The organism is Escherichia sp. KTE31, from assembly GCF_000407925.1.
GTDB lineage: Bacteria > Pseudomonadota > Gammaproteobacteria > Enterobacterales > Enterobacteriaceae > Escherichia > Escherichia ruysiae.
Window position 1 is genome coordinate 1,210,496 of record NZ_KE136726.1, and the last position, 11,549, is coordinate 1,222,044.

Below are 11,549 nucleotides of genomic sequence, written 5' to 3' on the forward strand. Positions count from 1 at the left end.
GGCCGCCATGGAAGCATTACTACAGCTTAAAGGCATCGATAAAGCGTTCCCGGGCGTAAAAGCTCTCTCGGGAGCCGCGTTAAATGTCTATCCAGGTCGTGTGATGGCACTGGTGGGTGAAAACGGCGCGGGTAAATCCACCATGATGAAAGTGCTGACCGGTATCTATACCCGTGATGCCGGTACGCTTTTATGGCTGGGGAAAGAGACTACTTTTACCGGGCCGAAATCCTCCCAGGAAGCCGGGATTGGGATTATCCACCAGGAACTGAACCTGATCCCGCAGTTGACCATCGCAGAAAACATTTTCCTCGGTCGTGAGTTTGTTAATCGCTTTGGCAAAATTGACTGGAAAACCATGTATGCCGAAGCGGATAAACTCTTAGCCAAACTTAACCTGCGCTTTAAAAGCGACAAGCTGGTGGGCGATCTTTCTATTGGCGACCAGCAGATGGTGGAAATTGCCAAAGTGCTGAGCTTTGAGTCGAAAGTCATCATTATGGATGAACCGACCGATGCGCTAACCGATACCGAAACTGAATCCCTGTTCCGCGTTATCCGCGAACTGAAATCGCAGGGGCGCGGCATTGTCTATATTTCCCACCGCATGAAAGAAATCTTCGAGATTTGTGATGACGTTACGGTTTTTCGTGACGGGCAATTTATTGCCGAGCGCGAAGTAGCATCACTGACTGAAGATTCACTGATTGAGATGATGGTGGGGCGTAAGCTGGAAGATCAGTATCCACACCTGGACAAAGCGCCGGGGGACGTCTTACTGAAAGTCGATAATCTCTGCGGATCCGGCGTTAACGATGTCTCTTTTACTTTACGCAAAGGCGAAATTCTTGGCGTCTCTGGTTTGATGGGCGCAGGCCGTACCGAACTGATGAAAGTGCTCTACGGCGCCCTGCCGCGCACCAGCGGTTACGTCACCCTGGATGGGCATGAGGTCGTTACCCGCTCGCCGCAGGATGGCCTGGCGAATGGCATTGTGTATATCTCTGAAGACCGTAAACGCGACGGTTTAGTGCTGGGGATGTCAGTAAAAGAGAACATGTCACTGACCGCGCTACGCTACTTCAGTCGCACTGGTGGTAGCCTGAAACATGCGGATGAGCAGCAGGCGGTCAGTGATTTTATCCGTCTGTTCAACGTGAAGACGCCGTCGATGGAACAGGCAATTGGTTTGCTCTCCGGTGGCAATCAGCAAAAAGTGGCGATTGCTCGTGGCCTGATGACTCGCCCTAAAGTGTTGATCCTTGATGAGCCTACCCGTGGTGTAGATGTCGGCGCGAAAAAAGAGATCTATCAACTGATTAACCAGTTTAAAGCCGATGGCTTGAGCATCATTCTGGTGTCATCGGAAATGCCAGAAGTATTAGGCATGAGCGATCGCATTATCGTCATGCATGAAGGGCATCTCAGCGGGGAATTTACTCGTGAGCAGGCCACTCAGGAAGTGTTAATGGCTGCCGCTGTGGGCAAGCTTAATCGCGTGAATCAGGAGTAAAAAAATGACAACCCAGACTGTCTCTGGTCGCCGTTATTTCACGAAAGCGTGGCTGATGGAGCAGAAATCGCTTATCGCTCTGCTGGTGCTGATCGCGATTGTCTCGACGTTAAGCCCGAACTTTTTCACCATCAATAACTTATTCAATATTCTCCAGCAAACCTCGGTGAACGCCATTATGGCGGTCGGGATGACACTGGTTATTCTGACGTCAGGCATCGACCTGTCGGTAGGTTCTCTGTTGGCGCTGACCGGCGCAGTTGCTGCATCTATCGTCGGCATTGAAGTCAACGCGCTGGTGGCTGTCGCAGCCGCTCTCGCCTTAGGTGCCGCAATTGGTGCGGTAACCGGGGTGATTGTGGCGAAAGGTCGCGTCCAGGCGTTCATCGCTACGCTGGTTATGATGCTTTTACTGCGCGGCGTGACCATGGTTTACACCAACGGTAGCCCGGTGAATACCGGATTTACTGAGAACGCCGATCTGTTCGGCTGGTTTGGTATTGGTCGTCCGCTGGGTGTTCCGACGCCTGTCTGGATCATGGGGATTGTCTTCCTCGCGGCCTGGTACATGCTGCATCACACGCGTCTGGGACGTTACATCTACGCGCTGGGTGGTAACGAAGCGGCAACGCGTCTTTCTGGTATCAACGTCAATAAAATCAAAATCATCGTCTATTCTCTTTGTGGTCTGCTGGCATCGCTGGCCGGGATCATTGAAGTGGCGCGCCTCTCCTCCGCGCAACCCACGGCGGGTACTGGCTATGAGCTGGATGCTATTGCTGCGGTGGTTCTGGGCGGTACGAGCCTGGCGGGCGGAAAAGGTCGCATTGTTGGGACGTTGATCGGCGCATTAATTCTTGGCTTCCTTAATAATGGGTTGAATTTGTTAGGTGTTTCCTCCTATTACCAGATGATCGTCAAAGCGGTGGTGATTTTGCTGGCGGTGCTGGTAGACAACAAAAAGCAGTAATAACGACTACAGGACATCTTGAATATGAACATGAAAAAACTGGCTACCCTGGTTTCTGCTGTTGCGTTAAGCGCCACCGTCAGTGCGAATGCGATGGCAAAAGACACCATTGCGCTGGTGGTTTCCACGCTCAATAACCCGTTCTTTGTTTCGCTGAAAGATGGTGCGCAGAAAGAGGCGGATAAACTCGGTTATAACCTGGTGGTGCTGGACTCCCAGAACAACCCGGCGAAAGAGCTGGCGAACGTGCAGGACTTAACCGTTCGCGGCACCAAAATTCTGCTGATTAACCCGACGGACTCCGACGCAGTAGGTAATGCTGTGAAGATGGCTAACCAGGCGAACATTCCGGTTATCACTCTTGACCGCCAGGCAACGAAAGGTGAAGTGGTGAGCCACATTGCTTCAGATAACGTACTGGGCGGAAAAATTGCTGGTGATTACATCGCGAAGAAAGCTGGCGAAGGTGCAAAAGTTATCGAACTGCAAGGTATTGCCGGTACATCCGCTGCTCGTGAACGTGGTGAAGGTTTCCAGCAGGCCGTTGCTGCTCACAAGTTTAACGTTCTTGCCAGCCAGCCGGCAGACTTCGATCGCACCAAAGGTTTGAACGTCATGCAGAACCTGCTGACCGCTCACCCGGATGTACAGGCGGTGTTCGCGCAGAATGATGAAATGGCGCTGGGCGCGCTGCGCGCACTGCAAACTGCCGGTAAATCGGATGTGATGGTCGTCGGATTTGACGGTACACCGGATGGCGAAAAAGCGGTGAATGATGGCAAACTAGCAGCGACTATCGCTCAGCTACCCGATCAGATTGGCGCTAAAGGCGTCGAAACCGCCGATAAAGTGCTGAAAGGCGAGAAAGTTCAGGCTAAGTATCCGGTTGATCTGAAACTGGTTGTTAAGCAGTAGTTTTAATCAGGTTGTATGACCTGATGGTGACATAAATACGTCATCGACAGATGAACGTGTAATATAAAGAAAAGCAGGGCACGCGCCACCCTAACACGGTGGCGCATTTTATGGACATCCCGAATATGCAAAACGCAGGCAGCCTCGTTGTTCTTGGCAGCATTAATGCTGACCACATTCTTAATCTTCAATCTTTTCCTACTCCAGGCGAAACCGTAACCGGTAACCACTATCAAGTCGCATTCGGCGGTAAAGGCGCGAATCAGGCTGTGGCTGCAGGGCGTAGCGGTGCGAATATCGCGTTTATTGCCTGCACGGGGGATGACAGTATTGGTGAGAGTGTTCGCCAGCAGCTCGCCACTGATAACATCGATATTTCTCCGGTCAGCGTGATCAAAGGCGAATCAACAGGTGTGGCGCTGATTTTTGTTAATGGCGAAGGTGAGAATGTCATCGGTATTCATGCCGGCGCTAATGCTGCCCTTTCCCCGGCGCTGGTGGAAGCGCAACGTGAGCGTATTGCCAACGCGTCAGCATTATTAATGCAGTTGGAATCACCACTCGAAAGTGTGATGGCAGCGGCGAAAATCGCCCATCAAAATAAGACTATCGTTGCGCTTAACCCGGCTCCGGCTCGCGAACTTCCTGACGAACTGCTGGCGCTGGTGGATATTATTACGCCAAACGAAACGGAAGCAGAAAAGCTCACCGGTATTCGTGTTGCAAATGATGAAGATGCAGCGAAGGCAGCGCAAGTACTGCATGAAAAAGGTATCCGTACTGTACTGATTACTTTAGGAAGTCGTGGTGTATGGGCTAGCGTGAATGGTGAAGGTCAGCGCGTTCCTGGATTCCGGGTGCAGGCTGTCGATACCATTGCTGCCGGAGATACCTTTAACGGCGCGTTAATCACGGCGTTGCTGGAAGAAAAACCATTGCCAGAGGCGATTCGTTTTGCCCATGCTGCCGCTGCGATTGCCGTAACACGTAAAGGCGCACAACCTTCCGTACCGTGGCGTGAAGAGATCGAAGCATTTTTAGACAGGCAGAGGTGACGCTTGGCTACAATGAAAGATGTTGCCCGCCTGGCGGGCGTTTCTACCTCAACAGTTTCTCACGTCATCAATAAAGATCGCTTCGTCAGTGAAGCGATTACCGCCAAAGTTGAAGCGGCGATTAAAGAACTCAATTACGCGCCATCAGCTCTGGCGCGTAGCCTCAAGCTCAATCAAACACATACCATTGGCATGTTGATCACTGCCAGTACCAATCCTTTCTATTCTGAACTGGTGCGTGGCGTTGAACGTAGTTGTTTCGAGCGCGGTTATAGTCTTGTTCTGTGTAATACCGAAGGCGATGAGCAGCGAATGAATCGCAATCTGGAAACGCTGATGCAAAAGCGTGTAGATGGTTTGCTATTACTCTGTACTGAAACACACCAGCCTTCGCGTGAAATAATGCAACGTTATCCAACAATCCCTACAGTGATGATGGACTGGGCGCCGTTCGATGGCGACAGCGATCTTATTCAGGATAACTCGTTGCTGGGCGGTGATTTAGCGACGCAATATCTAATCGACAAAGGTTATACCCGAATTGCCTGTATTACCGGCCCGTTGGATAAAACGCCTGCACGTTTGCGGCTGGAAGGTTATCGGGCGGCAATGAAGCGTGCTGGCCTTGACGTTCCTGATGGTTATGAAGTCACTGGCGATTTTGAATTTAACGGCGGGTTTGACGCGATGCAGCAGTTGTTATCGCATCCGCTACGCCCACAGGCAGTGTTTACTGGAAATGACGCTATGGCAGTCGGCGTTTATCAGGCGCTATATCAGGTTGGGTTATATGTCCCGCAGGATATCGCGGTGATTGGCTATGACGATATTGAACTGGCAAGCTTTATGACGCCACCGCTTACTACAATTCATCAACCAAAAGATGAACTGGGGGAGCTGGCGATTGATGTACTCATCCACCGGATGGCACAGCCAAATCTACAGCAACAACGACTACAACTTACGCCGATTCTGATGGAGCGCGGCTCGGCTTAGATTTGCGCTTTCTTTTAATCAAATTATTACCATCAGTTGCTTTCAGAAGCATGAACACTGCTACTGAAGCAACAGTAATAATTCCCCTGATAAGCATTGCCACCGTCAGCGTATGACTGATGATGGCAGTAGTTGCGGATAAGGTGGTATTCAGGATGGTGAGATTTAGTGTCTGTATAAAGATGACCCTTGCCGCAATGCACGGCAAACCCGCCATACTGTATTCAGCGCCCTGTTTGTTATGTTACTTATCAGGGGAGCGTAGCAGCGCCTGACAAGCTTTAAATGCAGCGTCGCCATCGCTTTGGATTATTGCATCGACAATAGCCTGGTGTAGATCCAGCTTTATCACGGTGTCGCTGGTTATTGACGTAAAGTAAGTGTGATAAACCGAATGAAATAGAGAAGCGAAAGATGTCAAAAATGGATTGGCGCTCATTTCATAAATATGTTCATGCCAGGCCATATCGACCTCAATCCAACGCTCCCGGCGGAAATGTTCTTTTAACGCCACCATTTCGGCCATCAGTGTATTGAGATGCGCCTTCTGTTCTGCGGTGCCTACCGTTGCGGCCAATAAGCAGGCTTGCGGCTCCAGACAGATACGCATAACCAGAAAATGATCAATAACTTGATGAAAGTTCTCTTCAGTCATCCACCAGGTGAGCAACTCTTGATCAAGAAAATTCCAGTTGGATTGTGGCATGACACGCGTACCAATTCGTGGTCGTGGCAAAACCATTCCTTTTGCCGTTAGCGTCTTGACCGCTTCGCGTACCGCAGTACGGCTCACTCCAAATTGCTCACCCAGCTCAATTTCACCAGGCAGAATGGTGCCAGGTGCGTATTCACCTTTTAAGATCCGTTGCGCTAGCTTCTCAGCCAGAACATACGAAAGGTTTTTCTGTGCAGCTAACTGTTGTGCGCTTAATGGCATACTCATCTTCCTTATTCTTTTTTTCCTCCTTAGTATGCCACCTGGAAGTGTGATTGCGGTTGCAAAAACGGCAAATTGCTTGTTTTATGGCACACTAACAGGTGTTTTGATGAAAAAACGCGCATTCGGAAAATTATTTTAAATTTCCTCTTGTCAGCTCAGAATAACTCCCTATAATGCGCCACCACTGACACGGAACAACGGCAGACAAGCCGCCGGGTCAGCGGGATTCTCCTGAGAATTCCGGCAGAGAAAAGCAAAAAAATGCTTGACTCTGTAGCGGGAAAGCGTATTATGCACACCCCGCGCCGCTGAGAAAAAGCGAAGCGGCACTGCTCTTTAACAATTTATCAGACAATCTGTGTGGGCACTCGAAGATACGGATTCTTAACGTCGTCGGACGATAAATGAATACCAAGTCTCAAGAGTGAACACGTAATTCATTACGAAGTTTAATTCTTTGAGCATCAAACTTTTAAATTGAAGAGTTTGATCATGGCTCAGATTGAACGCTGGCGGCAGGCCTAACACATGCAAGTCGAACGGTAACAGGAAGAAGCTTGCTTCTTTGCTGACGAGTGGCGGACGGGTGAGTAATGTCTGGGAAACTGCCCGATGGAGGGGGATAACTACTGGAAACGGTAGCTAATACCGCATAACGTCGCAAGACCAAAGAGGGGGACCTTCGGGCCTCTTGCCATCGGATGTGCCCAGATGGGATTAGCTAGTAGGTGGGGTAACGGCTCACCTAGGCGACGATCCCTAGCTGGTCTGAGAGGATGACCAGCCACACTGGAACTGAGACACGGTCCAGACTCCTACGGGAGGCAGCAGTGGGGAATATTGCACAATGGGCGCAAGCCTGATGCAGCCATGCCGCGTGTATGAAGAAGGCCTTCGGGTTGTAAAGTACTTTCAGCGGGGAGGAAGGGAGTAAAGTTAATACCTTTGCTCATTGACGTTACCCGCAGAAGAAGCACCGGCTAACTCCGTGCCAGCAGCCGCGGTAATACGGAGGGTGCAAGCGTTAATCGGAATTACTGGGCGTAAAGCGCACGCAGGCGGTCTGTTAAGTCAGATGTGAAATCCCCGGGCTCAACCTGGGAACTGCATCTGATACTGGCAGGCTTGAGTCTCGTAGAGGGGGGTAGAATTCCAGGTGTAGCGGTGAAATGCGTAGAGATCTGGAGGAATACCGGTGGCGAAGGCGGCCCCCTGGACGAAGACTGACGCTCAGGTGCGAAAGCGTGGGGAGCAAACAGGATTAGATACCCTGGTAGTCCACGCCGTAAACGATGTCGACTTGGAGGTTGTGCCCTTGAGGCGTGGCTTCCGGAGCTAACGCGTTAAGTCGACCGCCTGGGGAGTACGGCCGCAAGGTTAAAACTCAAATGAATTGACGGGGGCCCGCACAAGCGGTGGAGCATGTGGTTTAATTCGATGCAACGCGAAGAACCTTACCTGGTCTTGACATCCACAGAACTTTCCAGAGATGGATTGGTGCCTTCGGGAACTGTGAGACAGGTGCTGCATGGCTGTCGTCAGCTCGTGTTGTGAAATGTTGGGTTAAGTCCCGCAACGAGCGCAACCCTTATCCTTTGTTGCCAGCGGTCCGGCCGGGAACTCAAAGGAGACTGCCAGTGATAAACTGGAGGAAGGTGGGGATGACGTCAAGTCATCATGGCCCTTACGACCAGGGCTACACACGTGCTACAATGGCGCATACAAAGAGAAGCGACCTCGCGAGAGCAAGCGGACCTCATAAAGTGCGTCGTAGTCCGGATTGGAGTCTGCAACTCGACTCCATGAAGTCGGAATCGCTAGTAATCGTGGATCAGAATGCCACGGTGAATACGTTCCCGGGCCTTGTACACACCGCCCGTCACACCATGGGAGTGGGTTGCAAAAGAAGTAGGTAGCTTAACCTTCGGGAGGGCGCTTACCACTTTGTGATTCATGACTGGGGTGAAGTCGTAACAAGGTAACCGTAGGGGAACCTGCGGTTGGATCACCTCCTTACCTTAAAGAAGCGTTCTTTGAAGTGCTCACACAGATTGTCTGATAGAAAGTAAAAAGCAAGGCGTCTTGCGAAGCAGACTGATACGTCCCCTTCGTCTAGAGGCCCAGGACACCGCCCTTTCACGGCGGTAACAGGGGTTCGAATCCCCTAGGGGACGCCACTTGCTGGTTTGTGAGTGAAAGTCGCCGACCTATGTATCTCAAAACTCACTTACGAGTGATGTTTGAGATATTTGCTCTTTAAAAATCTGGATCAAGCTGAAAATTGAAACACTGAACAACGTAAGTTGTTCGTGAGTCTCTCAAATTTTCGCGACACGATGGTGTTTTACGAAACATCTTCGGGTTGTGAGGTTAAGCGACTAAGCGTACACGGTGGATGCCCTGGCAGTCAGAGGCGATGAAGGACGTGCTAATCTGCGATAAGCGTCGGTAAGGTGATATGAACCGTTATAACCGGCGATTTCCGAATGGGGAAACCCAGTGTGTTTCGACACACTATCATTAACTGAATCCATAGGTTAATGAGGCGAACCGGGGGAACTGAAACATCTAAGTACCCCGAGGAAAAGAAATCAACCGAGATTCCCCCAGTAGCGGCGAGCGAACGGGGAGCAGCCCAGAGCCTGAATCAGTGTGTGTGTTAGTGGAAGCGTCTGGAAAGGCGCGCGATACAGGGTGACAGCCCCGTACACAAAAATGCACATGCTGTGAGCTCGATGAGTAGGGCGGGACACGTGGTATCCTGTCTGAATATGGGGGGACCATCCTCCAAGGCTAAATACTCCTGACTGACCGATAGTGAACCAGTACCGTGAGGGAAAGGCGAAAAGAACCCCGGCGAGGGGAGTGAAAAAGAACCTGAAACCGTGTACGTACAAGCAGTGGGAGCCTCTTTATGGGGTGACTGCGTACCTTTTGTATAATGGGTCAGCGACTTATATTCTGTAGCAAGGTTAACCGAATAGGGGAGCCGAAGGGAAACCGAGTCTTAACTGGGCGTTAAGTTGCAGGGTATAGACCCGAAACCCGGTGATCTAGCCATGGGCAGGTTGAAGGTTGGGTAACACTAACTGGAGGACCGAACCGACTAATGTTGAAAAATTAGCGGATGACTTGTGGCTGGGGGTGAAAGGCCAATCAAACCGGGAGATAGCTGGTTCTCCCCGAAAGCTATTTAGGTAGCGCCTCGTGAATTCATCTCCGGGGGTAGAGCACTGTTTCGGCAAGGGGGTCATCCCGACTTACCAACCCGATGCAAACTGCGAATACCGGAGAATGTTATCACGGGAGACACACGGCGGGTGCTAACGTCCGTCGTGAAGAGGGAAACAACCCAGACCGCCAGCTAAGGTCCCAAAGTCATGGTTAAGTGGGAAACGATGTGGGAAGGCCCAGACAGCCAGGATGTTGGCTTAGAAGCAGCCATCATTTAAAGAAAGCGTAATAGCTCACTGGTCGAGTCGGCCTGCGCGGAAGATGTAACGGGGCTAAACCATGCACCGAAGCTGCGGCAGCGACACTATGTGTTGTTGGGTAGGGGAGCGTTCTGTAAGCCTGTGAAGGTGTGCTGTGAGGTATGCTGGAGGTATCAGAAGTGCGAATGCTGACATAAGTAACGATAAAGCGGGTGAAAAGCCCGCTCGCCGGAAGACCAAGGGTTCCTGTCCAACGTTAATCGGGGCAGGGTGAGTCGACCCCTAAGGCGAGGCCGAAAGGCGTAGTCGATGGGAAACAGGTTAATATTCCTGTACTTGGTGTTACTGCGAAGGGGGGACGGAGAAGGCTATGTTGGCCGGGCGACGGTTGTCCCGGTTTAAGCGTGTAGGCTGGTTTTCCAGGCAAATCCGGAAAATTAAGGCTGAGGCGTGATGACGAGGCACTACGGTGCTGAAGCAACAAATGCCCTGCTTCCAGGAAAAGCCTCTAAGCATCAGGTAACATCAAATCGTACCCCAAACCGACACAGGTGGTCAGGTAGAGAATACCAAGGCGCTTGAGAGAACTCGGGTGAAGGAACTAGGCAAAATGGTGCCGTAACTTCGGGAGAAGGCACGCTGATGTGTAGGTGAAGCGACTTGCTCGTGGAGCTGAAATCAGTCGAAGATACCAGCTGGCTGCAACTGTTTATTAAAAACACAGCACTGTGCAAACACGAAAGTGGACGTATACGGTGTGACGCCTGCCCGGTGCCGGAAGGTTAATTGATGGGGTCAGCCGCAAGGCGAAGCTCTTGATCGAAGCCCCGGTAAACGGCGGCCGTAACTATAACGGTCCTAAGGTAGCGAAATTCCTTGTCGGGTAAGTTCCGACCTGCACGAATGGCGTAATGATGGCCAGGCTGTCTCCACCCGAGACTCAGTGAAATTGAACTCGCTGTGAAGATGCAGTGTACCCGCGGCAAGACGGAAAGACCCCGTGAACCTTTACTATAGCTTGACACTGAACATTGAGCCTTGATGTGTAGGATAGGTGGGAGGCTTTGAAGCGTGGACGCCAGTCTGCGTGGAGCCGACCTTGAAATACCACCCTTTAATGTTTGATGTTCTAACGTGGACCCGTGATCCGGGTTGCGGACAGTGTCTGGTGGGTAGTTTGACTGGGGCGGTCTCCTCCTAAAGAGTAACGGAGGAGCACGAAGGTTGGCTAATCCTGGTCGGACATCAGGAGGTTAGTGCAATGGCATAAGCCAGCTTGACTGCGAGCGTGACGGCGCGAGCAGGTGCGAAAGCAGGTCATAGTGATCCGGTGGTTCTGAATGGAAGGGCCATCGCTCAACGGATAAAAGGTACTCCGGGGATAACAGGCTGATACCGCCCAAGAGTTCATATCGACGGCGGTGTTTGGCACCTCGATGTCGGCTCATCACATCCTGGGGCTGAAGTAGGTCCCAAGGGTATGGCTGTTCGCCATTTAAAGTGGTACGCGAGCTGGGTTTAGAACGTCGTGAGACAGTTCGGTCCCTATCTGCCGTGGGCGCTGGAGAACTGAGGGGGGCTGCTCCTAGTACGAGAGGACCGGAGTGGACGCATCACTGGTGTTCGGGTTGTCATGCCAATGGCACTGCCCGGTAGCTAAATGCGGAAGAGATAAGTGCTGAAAGCATCTAAGCACGAAACTTGCCCCGAGATGAGTTCTCCCTGA

6 protein-coding genes, 1 tRNA gene, 2 rRNA genes and 1 pseudogene are annotated in these 11,549 nt (G+C 51.4%); 8 read left to right on the top strand and 2 right to left on the bottom strand.

What is annotated here, in order from left to right; translation table 11 throughout:
- The first annotated feature begins 7 nt into the window (after nt 1-7).
- The 5 genes from rbsA to rbsR all read left to right on the top strand — a co-directional run bounded on the left by rbsA (nt 8) and on the right by rbsR (nt 5,449).
- Nucleotides 8-1,513, top strand: a complete 1,506-nt coding sequence (gene rbsA, locus WES_RS00095; protein ID WP_016159915.1) for a ribose ABC transporter ATP-binding protein RbsA — start codon at nt 8-10, stop codon at nt 1,511-1,513.
- A 4-nt stretch (nt 1,514-1,517) separates the two neighbouring features.
- Nucleotides 1,518-2,483 carry a ribose ABC transporter permease gene (rbsC, locus tag WES_RS00090; protein WP_000211858.1) on the top strand — a complete coding sequence of 322 codons (966 nt, stop codon included), beginning with the start codon at nt 1,518-1,520 and terminating at the stop codon, nt 2,481-2,483.
- A gap of 24 nt (nt 2,484-2,507) precedes the next feature.
- On the top strand, nt 2,508-3,398 hold the full coding sequence (rbsB, locus tag WES_RS00085; RefSeq protein WP_001056273.1) for a ribose ABC transporter substrate-binding protein RbsB: 891 nt from the start codon (nt 2,508-2,510) through the stop codon (nt 3,396-3,398).
- 125 nt (nt 3,399-3,523) lie between these two features.
- Nucleotides 3,524-4,453, top strand: a complete 930-nt coding sequence (rbsK, locus tag WES_RS00080) for a ribokinase (protein ID WP_016159914.1) — start codon at nt 3,524-3,526, stop codon at nt 4,451-4,453.
- Nucleotides 4,454-4,456: 3 nt separating this feature from the next.
- Nucleotides 4,457-5,449 (top strand): ribose operon transcriptional repressor RbsR, encoded by a 993-nt coding sequence (rbsR, locus tag WES_RS00075; protein ID WP_016159913.1) that lies wholly within the window; start codon nt 4,457-4,459, stop codon nt 5,447-5,449.
- Here rbsR and WES_RS24615 read toward each other — a convergent pair.
- Nucleotides 5,415-5,534 (bottom strand): annotated as a pseudogene (locus tag WES_RS24615) (hypothetical protein); the annotation flags it as partial. The gene rbsR and the pseudogene WES_RS24615 overlap by 35 nt on opposite strands.
- Before the next feature lie 159 nt (nt 5,535-5,693).
- Entirely contained in the window at nt 5,694-6,386 is a 693-nt protein-coding gene (locus WES_RS00070) for a FadR/GntR family transcriptional regulator (protein WP_001131157.1), read from the bottom strand.
- 477 nt (nt 6,387-6,863) lie between these two features.
- Between WES_RS00070 and WES_RS00065 the strand changes: the two genes are divergently transcribed.
- From WES_RS00065 to WES_RS00055, 3 genes are all read left to right on the top strand, one after another.
- Nucleotides 6,864-8,405: ribosomal RNA gene (locus WES_RS00065) — 16S ribosomal RNA — on the top strand.
- Between the two features lie 85 nt (nt 8,406-8,490).
- Nucleotides 8,491-8,566, top strand: a tRNA-Glu gene (locus WES_RS00060).
- A gap of 191 nt (nt 8,567-8,757) precedes the next feature.
- Nucleotides 8,758-11,549: ribosomal RNA gene (locus tag WES_RS00055) — 23S ribosomal RNA — on the top strand; the annotation flags it as partial.